Raw genomic sequence first — 18,184 nt, forward strand, 5'->3', positions numbered from 1 at the left:
GCCTTCGCGCCGGCGGCGCGGGGTGAAGGGACCGTGCGGGGACGGGGCACGCGGGTGCGTCGTTCTCGCGGTCGGCGTCAGGCGTGCAGGACGACCTTTCCGGCGACGGTGCCGGACTCGGCCAGCCGCATCGCCTCGGCGACCTGGGTGAGGGGCAGTTCGGCGGCGATCTGCGCGGTGATCTCGCCGCGCCGCAGCGCTTCGAAGACCTTGGTGAGGTCGGCGCGCAGCCTGGCCTGGAAGCGGCTGCGGCTGAGGGCCCGGCCCGCCCAGACGTTGAAGAAGTGGGCGTGGCGGCGGTTGGGCAAACTGTTCCACAGCCATACCCGGCCGAGCAGCTTGAGCACGGGCCACTGCTTGGAGCCCTCGTCGTCGCGGGTGGAGGCGCTGCCGTAGGAGACGAGCGTGCCGCCAGGGGCGAGCAGGTGCCAGGAGGTGACGACGCTGCGGCCGCCGACGTGGTCGAAGACGGCGTCGACGCCGCCGGGGGCGAGTTCGCGGACGCGGGCGGGGATGTTCTCGGTGCGGTAGTCGATCGGGGTCACCCCCTCAGCGCGCAGGGCGTCGTGGTGGCGGGCGGACGCTGTGCCGATCACCTTCGCGCCCGCGGCGTGGGCGAGTTGGACCAGGACCGAGCCGACTCCCCCGTTGGCGCCGTGGACCAGGACGGTTTGGCCGGCACGGACGCGGGCCCTGCGGTGCAGCATCTGCCAGGCCGTGACGCCGTTGATCACCAGGGTCTCCGCCTCGGCCGCGCCGATCCCGTCGGGCACCGGCACCACGTCGCCGGCGTCGACGACCACGTGGCTGGCCCAGCCGCCGACCTTCAGCAGCGCGGCCACCCGGGTGCCGACGAGGTCGGTGCTGACACCGTCCCCGGTCGCCACGACGGTGCCGACCAGGTCGTAACCGGGCACGAAGGGGAAGGGCGGCTGGTCGTAGTAGCGGCCGCGGCGCATCTGCTGCTCGGCGAACGAGACACCGGTCGCCTCCATGCGGACGAGGACCTCTCCCGGCCCGGCGACCGGAACGGCACCCCGGCGTATCTGAAGCCCCTCCGGCTCGACCCTGCCCGGCAGCACGATCTCCATCATTTCTCCGACGCTCATGACCACCCCTTCCACTTCCACCAGCCCCGTTAGCCGGTGACGCGTTCGTTAGAGGCTATAACTCCATCGGGTGACGGTCAAGAGCGTTTGTAATAGGGTCTAACTCAGGGCTCGTGCCGAGCGGCTCGTCCGGCTTCCAGTCAGCCGGTGACCACCAGGGGAAGGGACGTCCACATGACCGTCGCCGGCAAGGGGACACCACGCGAGCGCTACCGGGCCCAGCTACGCGCCGAGATCAAGGAACGCGCTCGGGAACAGATCGCCGCCGCCGGGGCACCGGGACTGTCCCTCAACGCCATCGCCAAGCAGATGGGCATGAGCGGACCCGCCCTCTACCGTTACTTCGCCAGCCGGGACGAGTTGATCACCGAACTGATCCGCGACGCCTACCGCAGTCTCGCCGAGACCATCCGCACCGCCGCCACGACGGAAACCGACCTGGCCGCACCGGGACGCGCACTGCGCACCTGGGCACTGGAGGACCCGCAGCGCTACTTCCTCGTCTACGGCACACCCGTCCCCGGCTACCACGCACCCGACGACGTCACCACGATCGCCTCAGAGATCATGGACGCCCTCCTCGACGCCGCCCACCCGACCGGCACAGCCGTGCGAAGCCCGGACGACGACCACCCCGACGCACACCTGGAAGCCCACCTCGCCGGACACCGCCGATGGGCCGCCGACCACCCCGCAGCACCGGCCGCCCTACGCCGCGCCCTGCTCTTCTGGACCCGCCTGCACGGCATCCTCTCCCTCGAACTCGCCGGCCACTTCACCGGAATGGGCCTGGATGCGGCCGAACTGTACGAGAGCGAACTGCGCCACCTGACCCGGTGAGTGGCCCGCTCCGGCAGCCCCACCCCCTCACCCCACGGCCTTCGGGCCTCGCATGACGGGTACCGCACCGCAGCCCTCGTCGAACCGGGCCGTCGCCGGGAGCGGAGGGCTCGTGCCACAGGGCCCCCGGGCCTCGCCCTGTCGGTGCAGCCGACGCCGCACCAGGGCCACGTCGCGCCTGCAGGGCCCCGGGCACGTGACGAGACGGAGGGTCCTGAGCGGTTGGACCTGCAGCAGTTCCAGCAAGCCGGCAGCCACGGCAGGGGGCGGCCCGGAACAGCGGGACAGCACGGAGACGCCGGCTCCGGCGAGCGGCGGCAGGCTCTTCCCGCACCCCACGCCCCCGCCCGTCGTGCGGCTGACACTCCGCGACGGCGCGGAGACTCGGAGCGGCCGTACCTGGCCGCGAGCGTGATGCGTTCTTCGTCACAGCCGGGCCGTGCCGCGACCGGCAGGGCCGGGAAGGCGTGGCCCGGGACGGAACCGCGTAGGGCGGTCCGAAGGCACCCGACACGAGGGTCGCGACCATGGCCACCCAGCTCCTCCGTGGCCGAGATCACACCCCATCGCATGTCTCCATCGCCAACACTGGTCAGGCAAATCGGTCGACATCAGGAAGAGGTGGAACGATTTGGTGCGTATACGAACCTCCCGGCGCGTCCTGGCCGCCGCGGTCGTCGCCGGAACGGCCGTTCCCCTGCTCGTGGGGGCCGGGGCGGCGGACGCCGTCGCGGCGGCACCGAGGGTGAAGTGCAGCTCGGAGAAGGCCGGGCTGGCCGCCAAGCTGCAGCGGGACATCACGTCCGCGCTCAGAGGCAGCACGGCCATCACTGCCGTGTCACTGCACGATCGCACGACGAACACGGTGTGCACGCTGCGGGCGGACCAGAAGTTCGACTCCGCCAGCACCGTCAAGGTCACCGTCCTGGCGACGCTGCTGTGGGACGGGAACAGGCACAACCGCCACCTCACCACGCGTGAGACCGACCTCGCCACCGCGATGATCACGAAGTCGGACAACGACGCGACGACCGCGCTGTGGCAGCAGCTCGGAGTGCCGAAGATCAAGAACTTTCTGTCCGCGGCAGACATGACCCGGACGGTGCCGGGCAACGACGGCCACTGGGGCCTGACCCAGATCACGGCCGGTGACAAGCAGAAGCTGATGAACCTGATCACCGGCAGCAACAACGTGCTCAGCGACAAGGCCCGCGCCTACGCCCTCAAGCTGATGAACAAGGTCGTCGCCTCACAGCGCTGGGGTACACCCGCAGGCGCGCCGAGCTCCGCGGTGCTTCACGTCAAGAACGGCTGGCTGTCACGCGCCACACACGGCTGGCGGGTGCACGGCCTGGGCGCCTTCACCGGCCACGGCCACGACTACACCATCACCGTACTCACCCACGACAACAAGACCATGGCAGCAGGAATCGCCACCACCGAAGCGGTGGCCCGCGCGATCCACAAAGGCCTCGACACCACGAGGAACGCCGTGGACACCCGTACAAGCTGACCGAACCACCCGGCCGCCCAGACGACCGCCCGGGAGTGTCCGATCAACGACCCCGTCCCACTTTCGCTGGTGACGGAGCGTGCCGCTGTCCGAGGCGGACACGGTGGCAAAGCAGGATGGAACCCCTCGTCCGCGCATCCGGCGTGCGATCCGCTTGGTACTGGCGTTGACGCCCGCACGGTGCATGGCAGTCGTGACCACACCGGCCCTCCAGGCCGCGTGACCGAACCTGTCATCCGAACTTGCATCAGACGCCGCCTCAGTTTCCCGATGTCTGGCGCTCGCGCAGACGTCTGAAGATTGTCGCGGCAACGGCCGCTGCGGCGAAGCCGACGAGGCAGGCGCCGGCCGTCGTTCCTGGACCCGCAGCAGAACTGCCGCCGGCAGAGGTGCTCCAAGCCACGGCAACCCAGGTCAGAGTCCCGACCCAAACGGCGAACGTGAACACGGTCACAAGCTGTACTCGCCGTCTGCCGGGCAGCGTCAGCCGTAGCACCAAAGTGGACAGCCACAGCGCCAAAGAGGTCAGTGCGGCAATGACAGCGGGCTGCACCGGCCCGGGAATGGGAACCCGGTAGGAGAACGCCTGAATGGCCGCGAGTGCCAGCAGTACCGTTCCGACGACCGCCGCCTGCACCAGGTTGATCCGTTCGCGACGGAGTTGGTCCTGCTGCTCCGCAACCCGCTGCCGCTCCTGTGCGGCCCGCTGGTCGTCACGTTGCTGCTCGAGCAGTCGACGTTGCTCCTCCTGGGCCCGCAGCAACCGTCGCTGCACAGCGGCATCGGCGAGAGTGTCCACCTCGTGGGCTCGTTGCCGGGCGGCATCGAGGTAGGCGGCGTCATCATCGAGCTGCATGACGAACCAGTCAAGCATGTCGTGGTCGTCTCCGAACGGTCCGTCGAGGGACGGCACCGCCCTGGACATGTTGGCCCGGGCAATCTGGACCGTCCTCCGCATCTCCCGCAATCGGCTGGAGACCATGACCAACCGTGCGCGATGCGTCTGCGCTTCGGTAACCTCCTGCTCGGCGTCAGCCGACTCCGGTTGACGCAGAAGCTCCAGCAGCCGGTCCAGAGCCGCGTCGACCTGGAGCCGCACGGCATGGAAGTCCTGGCCTCCCTGCCACACCCGCAGCTCGTACCTGACCTTCGCCGCGTGCTGCAAATAGCGAGCCAGCGGGACGAGACTGCCCTCGCGATCCCCGCTGTTCCACGCCCAGCTGCTCATCTCTTCGTCGGCCGGTGCCGGGCCGACCACCAGAAGCCTCCGTACCGCCCTGCGGTCGTCGGCACCGCCCGTTTCCCACACCGCCATGTCCTGGTGGACCGCGACACCGCCCAACCGTTCGCCACCGGGCGTTTCCGCACGGACGGCGGCGACAAGCTCCCGAGACGGCGCGGCGCGGTCGGCCTCGTCCCGCAGCCTGGCGAGAAAGACCAGGGCGACGCCGATAACGGCGTCCGGCGGAGGCAATACGGCCGTCCATCGTTCCTCCAGCTCCGCCCAGTTCGTCGGATGAGCCGGCTCGAGCAGGACCGACAGGGTGAGGACGTCGTGGTCGCGACGCAGCAGCGCCTGATTCAACCCGTGCTGTGGCAGGCCCGTGCGTGCCGCAATCGTTCCGGTGCCGTCCGGCAACCGTAGGGGCAACTCCGCAGGCACTCCGGTTCCGATGACCGGCAGGCGCATGCCGAGTTCCTCGGCACAGGCCCGCCAGACGACCCGCAGGTACTCTTCGGCGACGGCTTGCTCCGGCCCACCTACCGGAACGAACAAATGCACCACGAGCGAGTGGTCAGTCAGCATGGGAGCCTTCGCCGTCCGACCGGGGTTCGCTCTGCCGCCCTGTGACTGCCTCATCCAGGACATGCACGGTAACGTTGATCCGCTCCCGCAACGGGGCCGGCACGGGGCGCACATCGTCGTCCCCTGAAGCGGAGTCGCGGGACCCGAGCCCCACACCGAGCAACGGTGCGTAGTCCTCGACCTCGAACATCGCAACGCGGACGGCCTCGTGGTCGCCGATCCGAGCGCCGTCCGCGATCGCGTCGACCAGCCGTTCCACATCGCTCCATCCCTGTGTCCGTAGTTGCCAGGAGTCCGCAACCGCGTGTAGCAGTGTGATGGCGTCCTCGAAAACGACACGATCCTGTTCAGCCATAAACATGACGGTAGTAGCGGAGTCATCCGCTCCCCCGCATCTCATCCGATACTGTGACGGATCCGTTGCTCACCGCTCGGGGGATCGAATGTCCGCTGCTGACTCCAACTCGCCCAGTGAACGGGGCGGAAACACCACAGCCGCGTCTCTCCGGGGATCGGCGTCCCGAACGACCGCGGCCCGGGAACTGCTCGAAGAGGTCCGGGACACGGTGCACCGCGACGGGGAAATCCGCCCGGTGGCAGCCTTGCGCGAACTCGCAGAGCGGCTGGAACGTGCTCTGGGCCAGCAGGTCGAGGACCCACGGACAGAGGCAGGGCTGCGCACCGCCCTGCCAGCGGTGTACGGGCTTCTGCTGGAGGCGGAGGGCGAGCACTCTGACTTACTGACTCGGGCGATTGAGGCGGCACGACGTGCTGGTGGCCCGTCGGCCTCACACGAGCACCGCGCCGATGCGGCATGCAACCTTGCGGCGCTGCTCGTGCGGCGGGCGATCCGCGAGCCGACCGACGCACACCTGCACGCAGCAGTGGACGCCAGCCGTGGGGCGATCACTGCGGCCAAGCACGGCACGCTGGATCACCAGGCACGGGCGCGGGGTAACTTCTCCTATGCACTCCGGGTCAGGTATGAGATGCAGGCTGACCGAGGCGACCTGCTCGACGCAGTGAAGTACGGCGAGCAGGCCGTCCGCATCCTTCCCTCCGGTGATCCGTCTCTCCCCGGAGCCGGTGTGAACTGGATCGCCGCACTGGCGCGGCTCGCTCATGACGAGCCGTCCGAACCGAACGTCGATGCAGCGGTCGAGGCCGGAAAGACCGTTCTGGCAAGAACGCCGGAGGACCATCCGCTGCTGTACAAGATCTACTCCGGCTTTGCCGGCGCCCTGATGACCCGGTTCAGGTTCCGTGGCACACGGACCAGCCTGGAGCAGGCCCGCATCGCCTATGGGAGGGCATACACCACCTATGAGAGGGATGCCCCCACTGCCGGGAGCGATCCCGCGATGCGCGCGTCTATCCAGGCCTCGCTGTGCGACACCCTGATCGAACTCTTCAAGCTGGCACTCGCCGAACGGAATGAGACCCAAGCCCGCGTGCTGTCCAGGCAGGCCGTGGAGGCCGGGGAGCTCGGACGAGCGGATGTGGACCCGGCCGATCCGCGTTGGTCGGTCGGCACGTTCAATCTGGCCATGGCCCATCTGGCCGCGGCCTCGACCTCGAGGACAGAGGCAGAGGCCGAAGGCCACGGTTCCACTGCGCTGGAACTGCTCCGCGCCCTCTTCGACAACCCCGCAGTCGCGATACCAGTCCGGCTGCGGGGAGCCCGCTGGCTCATCGATCTGGCCATCGACCTGCGGCAGCCGGAGCCGGTGTCACAGGCCTACCGGACCTGTGTGGAGCTCCTGTCCGAACTGGCCTTTCCCGGTATGAACAGGTCCAGCCAGGAACGATTGCTGGCGACCTGGGGGGCGTTGACGGGCGACGCCTTCGGCTGGGCAGCCGGTCAGGAATGGGACTGGAAGGAGGCACTCACGTTGGCGGAACAGGGTCGGACAGTGCTGTGGAGGTCCCTCGCCGAACTGCGCTCGCCTCTGGAGACACTGCGGGAGGAACATCCTCTCCTGGCCCAGGAGGTCCAGGACGTCAGGGCTACGCTGGACACCGGCACGGCTGCCTTCCACTCTCCCGACACGGCTGTCTCCGTGACCCCTGACGGCCTGCGACGCGCCGCGAGTCGGTGGCAGGAACTGCGTCGGCATCCGTCCGTTGCCGCGCTGCTCGCACTGCCCGACATCACAGCGCTGCGGGAGAGGCTGGGCAACCAGACGGTCATCTACCTCTCTGCGAACCGGCACCGGAGCACAGCCCTGGTCATCACGAGGGAGAACGTCCGTCCCATCGTCTTCGACGATCTGAAACCCGAAGAAGTGCACGAGCGCGCCACCGGTCTCGCCGTGGCCGTCGAGGAGTTCCGCACCTCAACTCCCGGGCCAGAGTCGGCTGAGGCATTCGCCCGACACCTACGCGGCCTACTGGAATGGGAGTGGGATGCCGTAGTACGACGGATCGTCACGAGTCTTGAGCTGACCGGAAGTCCCTGGATCACCGCGGCAGAGGCGGAGCAGCGGGCCAGATCGCTGGACCGGATCGTGTGGTGCCCGATCGGAGCATTCGCCCTGCTGCCGCTCCATGCCGCCGGCCTGTACGGTCCTGATGGGCCGGTACCCGGCCAGAACCTCCTCGAACGGAGCGTCTCCTCCTACACCTCTACTCTGCAGGCGCTGACCCGTCCACCAGTACGGCGTGGGAAGGCTCGGAGCCTTCTGGTCGAGTACGGGCTGCCACCCACCGACCGCCGCCTCATCGGTGCGCCCAAGGTCCTGTCCGATTCGCAGGCCACCGTTGCGGCCGTTGCCGAAGCCCTGGGCCGGTTTGACACCGTGCACTTCGCCTGCCACGGCACTCAGCAGCAGGACGTGCCATCCGAGGCGGCGCTGCTTCTCGCGGACGGCCCACTGCGGCTGCTGGACATCCCCCACACCTCGGCACCGCGAGACTTCGCCTTCCTGGCTGCGTGCAGCACATCCCAGGGAGGTCCGCTGCTCCCCGACGAGGTGCTGACCATGGCCAGCGCCTTCCAGCATGCCGGATGGCGCCGTGTGGTGGGCACCCTTTGGCCGGTGCAGCGCTGGGCCTCTGATGCCGTCGTGCGGTCCTTCTACGGCCATCCGGGCAGTGCCACAGCCGCGACGGCCGATGCCCTGAGCAGCGCTGTGCTAAAAGCCTGCCGGGCCCGGCCTGATCGCCCGGATCGGTGGGCCGGGTACGTCCACGTCGGCCCGGTCGGCACCCCTTGACGTGATCCGGGGCTCCGCGGACGGGCGCGTCAGCGAGCGGGCGCGTGCATCGGCCGTGCACACGCCACGACTGCGCAGAGCGGGCTGTTCCAGGTCGCCCTCCCGCACGGAAGCCGAAATGACCCGCACCGGCTCGGGCCCTCGGACCGGACGAACCACGACACCGAGCTGCCGCCCCGCAACCCCAGCCGCGGCATCAGACCGGCCACCGGACCGGCCGCGACGCATCCTGCGCGTGGCGTAGTCATCACCGCGGACTACGAAGTCGGGACTGAAACCGGCCGCCACGCAGGACTCGATCACCGGCTCCAGGCAAGGACCGGCGGCTCGCTGCCGACCCACGGCTCACCGGCGAGCCCGTTCAGATCGACGACCTCCCCGCGAGCGAGCGGACGGTCCCGGGGCAGCACGGCGGCAGAAGAGTCGTCCAGGAGAAGAACGGTACGCACACCGCGACCGGCCCGCACCGGCGCCAGGTCCGTCCGACCCCGCGCCACCTCCGCGAACGGGTCATCCAGATCGCAGAGTTCGAGGTCGACAGGCACGCCCGGACGCTCGGTGCGGAGCCTGGCCACCGCAGGCGTCACCAACGTCGAGCCGGTCGTGGGGAAGTCAGTGAAAGGGCTGCACCCACGCGGTCGTCGACGGGAGCCCCGACGTGTTGCGGAGCCGCGTGGACCGGGTCCGGTCCACGCGGCGGTCGGGCCGTTACTGGCCGAACTCGTTGAAGGCGGCTTCGAGGTCGGCGGCGAGGCTCTGGGCGTCTCGGCCTTCGATGCGGTGGCGGGGGATGAAGTGGACGAGTTCGCCGTCCTTGAAGAGGGCGAAGGAGGGGTGAGACGGGGGGATGTCCGCGAAGTAGGAACGCATCCGGGCGGTGGCTTCGACGTCCTGCTCGTCGAAGACGGTGAGCAGCCGGTCAGGTCGCTTGGCGTCGCCTGAGAGGGCGAGCCGGACACCAGGCCGGGCCATACCGGCAGCGCAGCCGGTGACGGAGTTGATGGCCACCAAGGTCATGCCGGTGCCGGCGTCCTTCATGGCGCGGTCGACGTCGTCGGCGGTCAGCAGTTCGACGAAGCCGACGCTGGTCAGCTCTTCCCGCATGGGCTTGATCAGCAGTGGAGAGTACGGCATTACCAATCCTCACTGAGGGCTACGAACACTCACTCAGAGTACTGACACCTGTGCTGCGCGTGCAGCATTTCCCACATCCAGCCCGGCCCAGGAGTGCACCGCGGCCGGATCCGCCCGGATCGGGCCTGACGGAGGATTCAGCCCGAGCTCGCCGTCAGGGTGAACGAGTGGCCGAAAAGTGCCGTGATACGCCGGACGACGGCCCCTGCCATACAGCTCACGGTCCGCAACGGACGCCTGCATCCCCGATCGAACCACTTCCCCTGTCTGGCTCAAAACCAACTACTCGTGAGTTCGTTTAGCGGGCAGGACAGAGCCGGAGGTACTTCTGTGGTGCATGCGACCAGGCCCCCCGACCAGCGCCTCCAACTGGGGGCCGCACTCCGCGCACTACGGCAGGCCAAAGGCATGACAACGACCCAGGCAGCGGCCTCCCTGCTGGTCTCCCAACCGAAAATCTCCAGCATGGAAAACGGCCGGCGGCGCATCAGCCCGCGCGACGTCCGCGACCTCTGCAAGATCTACGGAGTACAGGACCAGCGCACCGTCGACGTCCTCATCGGGATGGCCGGATGAGGCCCCGGAGGCCTGCTGTTCCCTTCCTCCGGTGGCGTCCCGCCATGCGGTGCAGCCGATCAGGGCATCGGAATTCGCAGGTCGGCGACGGTGGTTCCGGCAGACCGCGGGTTCAACGCACTTCGGCCGGTAGCCGTCCTGTCCCGTCAGCAGGGGGTCCGCGTCCCGGCCGCACGACGGACACGTCCAGAACCCGGCTTGCCTCGCTCCCCCCTGCACGACAGCCGGCACGAGCACGGACGGTGACCGACTGCCGCGTGGTGTCCGCCGGGTGGCGAGCGCGTCAGCGGCCGAGGGCGTCGCGCAGCTGCTGCTTGTTCATGCTGGAGCGGCCCTCGATGTTCTTCTTCTTGGCCTCTTCGTAGAGCTGGTCCCTCGTGGGCCCCTGGGAGCCGGAGTGGGAGCGTTCCCCGCCCCGCTGGTAGGCGGACTTCGGATCACGCGTAGAGGTCCTGCTGGAGGACTTCGCCTCCCCCGACCGTGCCCGTTCCTTGTTGACCGTGCGTGCGGCGATCTCCTTCGCACGGCTCTCGGACGCGCCGCGCTGTTCGGCACCTTCCTTGATGTGCTCGTACTGACGCTCGCGCTTCTTGCTCGACCCTGCCGGCATGACGCCTCATTCCTTCCTGGTCCGGGCGGCTGCGTGACCCGGGTACCCGGCAGCGTCTCCCTCGACGCCGCCGTCGGCCCTTTCCCACTCCACACCGGTCGGCCACGGTCCGCTACCCGGACCCTCACGGTGCTCTCCCGACCCTCACCGCCCGGCCCGGAGACGCTGACGAACCAACTCACCGGCGCGCGCAGCTCACCCCCTGCACCGTCTGGGCTCCCAGGTCGGCCGATGGATGGTACGGCCCCGCAGCAGCGTCGTCCGCGACGCCCTGGAGGGACCTGCACGCCACGGCCCGGACTGGACCGCGATCGCCCGTCCGTGCCGTGTCGCTTCCTCGTTCGCGGCACGTCCGGGCCACGGCCGCGGGTCGCGCTCGACCGAGAAGGCACTCGAACGCGGCTTCAGCGACCCCCACGCCGTCGAACGGGTGCGCCCGGGTGCGAACGGCCGGCCGTCGACGTCTGCTGGAAGCAGGCGGCCTCGGACGGACCGCGCAGACCGGTGGGCGGCACTCACCGGTCGGCACGGGCACCGCGTGCGTGACGAGTCGCCGCCAGGGGCACACGGACAGGGGTACACGGTTCCGTGAGCACCGCCCGGGAACGCGTTCGGCCACGGCCAGGACGCCGGCGAGTCGTGAGCGAGGAGGTCGCCGGCATGACGGACGACAGCACCGCGGAAGGGGCCGGGACGGGCAAGGAGGCGGCCCATGACGGCCTGCTGTCCGGTCCGCAGCCCGACGTGGCGCGAGCGGCCGGGTACACCGGCCACCCGCCGCGCATGGGCTTCTTCACCGACAGCTCCGTGTGCATCGGGTGCAAGGCGTGCGAGGTGGCGTGCAAGGAGTGGAACGCGATCCCGGAGGACGGTCTGGAACTGACCGGCATGTCCTACGACAACACCCGGGGACTCGGCGCCGGCACCTGGCGGCATGTGGCCTTCGTCGAGCAGCGCAAGCCGCTGGGCGGTCAGGAGCCCGGCGTCGACCATGAGAACGTCGACGTCTTCACCGCCGCCACGAACCTGGGCCTCTCCCCCTCGTCCCCCGGCCCGGACGCCACGGCCCCGGAGCCCGGCTCCGCCCCTGCGGACGCGCCCGCAGGGGCGATCTCCCCCGTCGCGCCCGACGGACGCACCGAACTGCGCTGGCTGATGTCCTCCGACGTGTGCAAGCACTGCACACACGCGGCCTGCCTCGACGTCTGCCCGACCGGGTCGCTCTTCCGCACCGAGTTCGGCACGGTGGTCGTCCAGGAGGACATCTGCAACGGCTGCGGCTACTGCATTCCGGCCTGCCCGTACGGCGTGATCGACCAGCGCCCCGGCGACGGCCGCGCCTGGAAGTGCACCATGTGCTACGACCGCCTCGGCGTCGGCATGGAACCGGCCTGCGCCAAGGCGTGCCCCACCGACTCCATCCAGTTCGGCCCCCTGGACGAGTTGCGGGAGCGGGCGGCGGCCCGGGTCACGCACCTGCACGCGGCCGGCGTCACGGACGCACGTCTGTACGGCGAGGACCCGCGGGACGGCGTCGGCGGTGACGGCGCCTTCTTCCTGCTGCTGGACGAGCCCGAGGTCTACGGGCTGCCGCCCGACCCGGTCGTCACCACCCGCGATCTGCCCGCGATGTGGCGGCACGCGGCGGCAGCCGCCGCCTCGCTCGCCGCGATGGCCGCCGTCAGTTTCGCCAGGAGGCAGCGATGAGCGGGGCCGACGTCACCCGGAACGGGCTGGAAGGCGCGCGCCCCGGCCGCGACGCCCCGACGGGCGCCGATGCCGGGCGCCGGAGGCGGCGCCGTGGACACGGCGAGCGGGCGATGGTGCCCGACGTGGAGTTCTCCTCGTACTACGGCAGGCCGATCCTGAACCGGCCGACGTGGAAGCCGTTGGACGTCGCGGGCTATCTCTGCCTCGGCGGACTCGCGGGGGCGTCCTCCCTGCTGGCCGCAGGCGGCCACGTCACGGGCAGGCCGGGCCTGGCCCGCGCCGCGAAACTCGGCGCGGCCGGAGCGATCTCCGTGTCGCTGGCGGCGCTGGTGCACGACCTGGGGCGTCCCGCCCGCTTCCTGAACATGCTGCGCGTCTTCAAGCCCACCTCCCCCCTGAACCTGGGTTCGTGGCTGCTGGCCGGCTACGCCCCGCTCACGATGGCCGCCGCTGCCGCCGACGTAGCAGGCCGCCACCGGATCGTCGGTGGCGCCGCCACGGCGGGCGCCGCCGCCCTCGGCCCGGCCGTCGCCACCTACACCGCCGTGCTGCTGTCCGACACCGCGGTCCCGTCGTGGCACGAGGGGCACCGCGAGATGCCGTTCGTCTTCGCCGGCTCGGCCGCCACCGCGGCCGCCGGGCTCGCGCTGGCCTGCGCGCCATTGCGGGAGTCCGGCCCGGCGCGCCGGCTGGCGGTCCTCGGCGCGGGACTGGAACTGGGTGCGTTCCGGCTGATGAAACGGCGCATGGGCCTGGCCGCCGAGCCGTACGGACTGGGCAGGCAGCGATGGCAGTTGCGCTCGGCCGAGGTGCTCACCGCCGGCGGTGCCGTGCTGGCGGCGTACGCGGGCCGCCGGGACGGCGCGGACGGCCGGGCGCGGCTGCTCGCCGCGACGGCCGGCACGGCCCTGCTGGCCGGTTCGGCAGCCCTGCGGTTCGGCGTGTTCCATGCGGGCGTGGCCTCGGCCGAGGACCCGAAGTACACCGTCGTACCGCAGCGGGAACGTCTGGAGGCGCGGGCACGCCCCGACGGCCGCTGACCGGTCGGTTCGGCTCCTTGATTCGGCGTCGGCCTGTGGGGTACTCGCCGCGACCGGGCGTCGGCCTGCGGGGTACTCGCCGCGACCGTCGGACAGGCGCGAGCAGCGGATGCCGTGCCCACCCGGCTGCGGGAGAATCAGCCGAGAGGGGCGTGGAGGACGAAAGGGCAGACGACATGGGCGTGCGCACCTGGATCGACTCCTGGCCGGTCTACCGTCAGCTCAAGGGGACGGACCCCCTGGGCCGCGGGGCCGCCGCCAAGAGCGGCACCAGCGCGCGGCTCATTCCCCGGGTCGCCTCGGCGGACCGCGTGGTGAGGTCGATCTGCCCGTACTGCGCCGTGGGCTGCGGCCAGAACGTGTATGTCCAGGGCGAGCGGGTCACGCAGATCGAGGGCGACCCCGACTCCCCCATCTCCCGGGGCCGCCTGTGCCCCAAGGGCTCGGCCAGCCTCCAGCTGACCACCGGCGGCGCCCGCGAGCACCATGTCCTGTACCGGCGCCCGTGCGGCACCGAGTGGGAGCGGCTCGACCTCGACACGGCCATGGACATGATCGCCGACCGGGTCATCGAGGCGCGCCGGGCGGGCTGGCAGTGGGAGGTCGACGCAACCCGCACCCGGCGCACCCTCGGCATCGCGAGCCTGGGCGGGGCCACGCTGGACAACGAGGAGAACTACCTCATCAAGAAGCTGTTCACCGCCCTCGGAGCAGTGCAGATCGAGAACCAGGCGCGTGTTTGACACTCCTCCACCGTTCCCGGTCTGGGAACCTCGTTCGGCCGCGGCGGCGCGACCACCTTCCAGCAGGACCTGCAGAACTCCGACTGCATCGTCATCCAGGGCTCCAACATGGCCGAGTGCCATCCGGTCGGGTTCCAGTGGGTGATGGAGGCGAAGGCCCGGGGCGCGAAGGTGATCCACGTCGACCCGCGGTTCACCCGGACCAGCGCTCTGGCCGACGTCCACGTGCCGCTGCGCGCGGGCTCGGACATCGCCTTCCTCGGCGGGATCATCAATCATGTCCTGAGCAACGACCAGTACTTCCGTGACTACGTGGTGGCCTACACCAACGGCCCCGTCGTGCTGCGGGAGGACTTCCGCGACACCGAGGACCTCGACGGCGTCTTCTCCGGCCTCGACCTCGAGACCCGCAGCTACGACAACACCAGTTGGCAGTACGCCGGTGCGGAGGTCCAGGCGGCCTCGGGCGAGCGCGACCAGCTGTACGACAAACGCACCGGCGAGAGCAGTGCGGTGACGGAGGCGGCGCGCGGCGAGGCCCATGGCGCGGGCGGCGCGGACGCGGGCGAGGGCGCACCCGAACGCGACGAGACGCTCTCCCATCCGCGCTGCGTGTTCCAGGTCCTCAAGCGCCACTACGCCCGGTACACGCCCGAAATGGTGGAGGAGATCTGCGGCGTCCCACAGGAGCTGTTCCACCAGGTGTGTGAACTGGTCACCGGGAACTCCGGGCGCGATCGCACCACCGCGTTCGCCTACGCGGTCGGCTGGACGCAGCACACCGTCGGCGTCCAGTACATCCGCGCGGCCGCCGTCCTGCAGAGCCTGCTGGGCAACATCGGCCGGCCCGGCGGTGGCATCCTCGCCCTGCGCGGGCACGCCTCCATCCAGGGCTCGACGGACATCCCGACGCTGTTCAACCTGCTGCCCGGCTACATTCCGATGCCGCACGCCCACCACCAGCAGGACCTGGACTCCTTCGTGCGGGCCGACGCGGCCCACAAGGGCTACTGGGGCAACATGCGGACGTACCTGGTCAGCCTGCTCAAGGCCTACTGGGGTGAGGCCGCGACCGCGGAGAACGACTTCTGCTTCGACTACCTGCCGCGACTGACCGGCTCGCACTCCACCTACGAGACGGTGATGGCGCAACTCCACGGCACCTGCAAGGGCTACTTCCTCATGGGGGAGAACCCCGCGGTCGGGTCCGCCGACGCGAAGATGCAGCGCCTGGGCATGGCCAACCTGGACTGGCTCGTCGTACGGGACTTCTCCCTCATCGAGTCGGCCACCTGGTGGCGGGACGGCCCGGAGATCGAGACGGGCGAGCTGAGTACCGAGGACATCCGTACCGAGGTGTTCTTCCTGCCGGCCGCCGCGCACACCGAGAAGGACGGCAGCTTCACCAACACCCAGCGCCTGCTGCAATGGCACCACCAGGCCGTCGAGCCGTCGGGCGAGGCGCGCAGCGACCTGTGGTTCACCTACCACCTCGGACGGATCATCAGGCGGAAGCTGGCCGCGTCGACCGACCCCGTGGACCGGCCCGTGCTGGACCTCGTCTGGGACTATCCGACGAAGGGCGCACTCGCCGAGCCCGACGCCGAAGCCGTCCTCGCCGAGATCAACGGCCATGACGCCGAGGGCGAACCGCTGGCCTCGTACGAGGACCTGCGCGACGACGGCTCCACGGCCTGCGGCTGCTGGATCTACTGCGGCGTCTACGCCGGCGGCGTCAACCAGGCGGCCCGCCGCGAGCCGGGCGAGCAGCAGAACTGGGTGGCGAACGAGTGGGGATGGGCCTGGCCCGCCAACCGCCGCATCCTGTACAACCGCGCCTCCGCCGATCCGGACGGCAGGCCCTGGAGCGAACGCAAGGCACTGGTGTGGTGGGACGCGGAGCGGGGTGAATGGACCGGTCACGACATCGCCGACTTCAAGAAGGACACGTCGCCCGACCACCGGCCGCCGCGCGGCGCGACCGGGCCCGAGGCCCTGTCGGGCACCGACCCGTTCATCATGCAGGGCGACGGCAAGGCCTGGCTCTATGTGCCGTCCGGCCTCACGGACGGCCCGTTGCCCACGCACTACGAGCCGCAGGACTCGCCGTTCCCGAACCTGCTGTACGGCCGGCAGCGGAACCCGGTACGACATCTGCTGCCACCGCATCGGGACAACCGCTACCAGCCCAGCGGCACCGAGCCCGGCTCGGAGGTGTTCCCCTACGTGGCCACCACCTACCGGCTGACCGAACACCACACCGCGGGCGGCATGTCCCGCTGGCAGCCCTACCTGGCGGAACTGCAACCGGAGTTCTTCTGCGAGGTCTCCCCCGAACTCGCCGCCGAGCGCGGCCTGGAGCACACGGGCTGGGCGACGATCGTCAGCGCCCGCAACGTGATCGAGGCACGGGTGCTGGTCACGGATCGTGTGCCGCCCCTGACCGTGCACGGCCGCCCCCTGCACCAGGTCGGCCTGCCCTACCACTGGGGGCCGAACGGCTTCAGTACCGGAGACGCCGCCAACGAGTTGCTGCACATGGCCCTCGACCCCAACACCCAGATCCAGGAGTCCAAGGCGTTCGCCGTCGACATCCAGCCGGGGCGCCGGCCCAGGGGCCCGGCGGCGGTGCGGCTGGTGCGCGACTACCGGGACCGGGCCGGCATCGACGAACGCACGGGCACGGAGCCCTGACCGGACCTCAGGTGAGGACCACGGAGCGCTCCCGCAGCGGCACGAGTTCCCCGACCACCGGTGCTCCGGGGACCTCCCCGGCCACGAGCAGCCCGCCCGAGGTCTGCGCGTCGGCCAGGAGCAGCCGGGTGTCCTCGTCCGCGTGCCCGAAGTCCGTGAAGGGCGCGACCCAGTCCAGGTTCCGCCGGGTCCCTCCGCTGACGTAACCGTCCCGGACGGCTTCCCGTGCCCCGTCGAGGTACGGCACGGCGGCGGTGTCGACCACCGCGGTCACACCCGAGGCGCGGGCCAGCTTGTGCAGGTGGCCGAGGAAGCCGAAGCCGGTGACATCGGTGGCACAGGTCGCGCCCGCGCGCAGAGCCGCGGCCGACGCGTCGCGGTTGAGCGCCACCATCGTGGCCACCGCCTGTCCGAACCGTTCGCCGGTGGCCTTGTGACGGTTGTTCAGCACGCCCAGGCCCAGGGGCTTGGTCAGCGACAGCGGCATGCCCGGCCGGCCCGCGTCGTTGCGCAGCAGGCGCGCCGGATCGGCCAGACCGGTGACGGCCATGCCGTACTTGGGCTCCGGGTCGTCCACGCTGTGCCCGCCCCCCACATGGCAGCCCGCCTCGTCGGCGACGTCGAGCCCGCCGCGCAGCACCTCGCGGGCCAGGTCCAACGGCAGCACATCGCGCGGCCAGGCCAGGAGATTGACGGCGAGAAGCGGACGGCCGCCCATCGCGTACACGTCGGAGAGCGCGTTGGCCGCGGCGATGCGCCCCCAGTCGTACGGGTCGTCCACGACCGGGGTGAAGAAGTCCGCCGTGGAGACCACCACCCGGTCCGGCGCGCCGCCCGCGTCTGGCAGGGTGACGACGGCCGCGTCGTCACCGGTGGCCGGCCCGACCAGGAGGGTGCTGTCACCCGCGGTCGTCGTCGACCCGTCCAGCCCGCGCAGGACGTCCTCCAGCTCGCCGGGCGGGAGCTTGCACGCACAGCCGCCGCCGTGGGCGAACTGCGTCAGGCGCACGGGTGTTTCACGTGTCATGCCGTCCTCCGGTTGTGGGTCTGGCCCCTCCGGTAGCCTGGGCGGGCGATGGAGGCGTGTGGGCGCCTGGTGGCCCTCCCGGTCTTCAAAACCGAGGTGTCCGAGGATCTCGGGCAGGCGGGTTCGATTCCCGTCCGCCTCCGCTCTCCGCGTCCGGCCGACAACG

14 protein-coding genes and 1 tRNA gene are annotated in these 18,184 nt (G+C 70.4%); 8 read left to right on the forward strand and 7 right to left on the reverse strand.

Going from position 1 to position 18,184, the window contains the following annotated elements:
- Nucleotides 1-77: 77 nt before the first annotated feature.
- On the reverse strand, nt 78-1,109 hold the full coding sequence (locus tag O7595_RS00960) for a medium chain dehydrogenase/reductase family protein (RefSeq protein ID WP_269726798.1): 1,032 nt from the start codon (nt 1,107-1,109) through the stop codon (nt 78-80).
- 174 nt (nt 1,110-1,283) lie between these two features.
- Between O7595_RS00960 and O7595_RS00965 the strand changes: the two genes are divergently transcribed.
- Nucleotides 1,284-1,949 carry a TetR/AcrR family transcriptional regulator gene (locus O7595_RS00965; protein WP_269732325.1) on the forward strand — a complete coding sequence of 222 codons (666 nt, stop codon included), beginning with the start codon at nt 1,284-1,286 and terminating at the stop codon, nt 1,947-1,949.
- A gap of 631 nt (nt 1,950-2,580) precedes the next feature.
- Complete coding sequence (locus tag O7595_RS00970; protein ID WP_269726799.1) at nt 2,581-3,462, forward strand: serine hydrolase; 882 nt, start codon at nt 2,581-2,583, stop codon at nt 3,460-3,462.
- A 259-nt stretch (nt 3,463-3,721) separates the two neighbouring features.
- On the opposite strand, the gene O7595_RS00975 is transcribed toward O7595_RS00970, so the two are convergent.
- Nucleotides 3,722-5,269: a CATRA conflict system CASPASE/TPR repeat-associated protein gene (locus tag O7595_RS00975; RefSeq protein WP_269726800.1), complete on the reverse strand. Its 1,548-nt coding sequence runs from the start codon at nt 5,267-5,269 to the stop codon at nt 3,722-3,724.
- The gene (locus O7595_RS00980; protein WP_269726801.1) at nt 5,259-5,624 is read right to left on the reverse strand and encodes a CATRA system-associated protein; all 366 of its coding nucleotides are present in this window, start codon (nt 5,622-5,624) and stop codon (nt 5,259-5,261) included. Before O7595_RS00980 ends, O7595_RS00975 begins: the two co-directional genes overlap by 11 nt.
- A gap of 88 nt (nt 5,625-5,712) precedes the next feature.
- On the opposite strand from O7595_RS00980, the gene O7595_RS00985 reads away from it, so the two are divergent.
- Nucleotides 5,713-8,484 carry a CHAT domain-containing protein gene (locus tag O7595_RS00985; RefSeq protein ID WP_269726802.1) on the forward strand — a complete coding sequence of 924 codons (2,772 nt, stop codon included), beginning with the start codon at nt 5,713-5,715 and terminating at the stop codon, nt 8,482-8,484.
- A gap of 299 nt (nt 8,485-8,783) precedes the next feature.
- Here the strand turns inward: O7595_RS00985 and O7595_RS00990 are convergent, their stop codons facing one another.
- Both O7595_RS00990 and O7595_RS00995 read right to left on the reverse strand, forming a co-directional pair.
- On the reverse strand, nt 8,784-9,071 hold the full coding sequence (locus O7595_RS00990; RefSeq protein WP_332328097.1) for a LysR substrate-binding domain-containing protein: 288 nt from the start codon (nt 9,069-9,071) through the stop codon (nt 8,784-8,786).
- 121 nt (nt 9,072-9,192) lie between these two features.
- Nucleotides 9,193-9,618, reverse strand: a complete 426-nt coding sequence (locus tag O7595_RS00995) for a BrxA/BrxB family bacilliredoxin (protein WP_269726804.1) — start codon at nt 9,616-9,618, stop codon at nt 9,193-9,195.
- A 333-nt stretch (nt 9,619-9,951) separates the two neighbouring features.
- Here O7595_RS00995 and O7595_RS01000 point away from each other — a divergent pair, with 333 nt between their 5' ends.
- Nucleotides 9,952-10,194: a helix-turn-helix domain-containing protein gene (locus O7595_RS01000; RefSeq protein ID WP_332328098.1), complete on the forward strand. Its 243-nt coding sequence runs from the start codon at nt 9,952-9,954 to the stop codon at nt 10,192-10,194.
- A gap of 283 nt (nt 10,195-10,477) precedes the next feature.
- Here the strand turns inward: O7595_RS01000 and O7595_RS01005 are convergent, their stop codons facing one another.
- Nucleotides 10,478-10,804, reverse strand: coding sequence for a plasmid stabilization protein (locus O7595_RS01005; protein WP_269726805.1), 327 nt, complete (start codon nt 10,802-10,804; stop codon nt 10,478-10,480).
- A gap of 660 nt (nt 10,805-11,464) precedes the next feature.
- Between O7595_RS01005 and O7595_RS01010 the strand changes: the two genes are divergently transcribed.
- From O7595_RS01010 to fdh, 3 genes are all read left to right on the forward strand, one after another.
- Entirely contained in the window at nt 11,465-12,511 is a 1,047-nt protein-coding gene (locus O7595_RS01010; protein ID WP_269726806.1) for a 4Fe-4S dicluster domain-containing protein, read from the forward strand.
- On the forward strand, nt 12,508-13,554 hold the full coding sequence (gene nrfD / locus O7595_RS01015) for an NrfD/PsrC family molybdoenzyme membrane anchor subunit (protein WP_269726807.1): 1,047 nt from the start codon (nt 12,508-12,510) through the stop codon (nt 13,552-13,554). The genes O7595_RS01010 and nrfD overlap by 4 nt, the downstream gene beginning before the upstream one ends.
- 176 nt (nt 13,555-13,730) lie before the next feature.
- Nucleotides 13,731-16,991 (forward strand): formate dehydrogenase, encoded by a 3,261-nt coding sequence (gene fdh / locus O7595_RS01020; protein ID WP_269726808.1) that lies wholly within the window; start codon nt 13,731-13,733, stop codon nt 16,989-16,991.
- A 7-nt stretch (nt 16,992-16,998) separates the two neighbouring features.
- On the opposite strand, the gene selD is transcribed toward fdh, so the two are convergent.
- Entirely contained in the window at nt 16,999-18,018 is a 1,020-nt protein-coding gene (gene selD, locus O7595_RS01025) for a selenide, water dikinase SelD (protein ID WP_269726809.1), read from the reverse strand.
- 50 nt (nt 18,019-18,068) lie between these two features.
- Here selD and O7595_RS01030 point away from each other — a divergent pair.
- A tRNA-Sec gene (locus tag O7595_RS01030) sits at nt 18,069-18,161 on the forward strand.
- Nucleotides 18,162-18,184 lie beyond the last annotated feature (23 nt).

The sequence above is a fragment of the Streptomyces sp. WMMC940 genome, from assembly GCF_027460265.1.
In the GTDB taxonomy this organism is placed as follows: domain Bacteria; phylum Actinomycetota; class Actinomycetes; order Streptomycetales; family Streptomycetaceae; genus Streptomyces.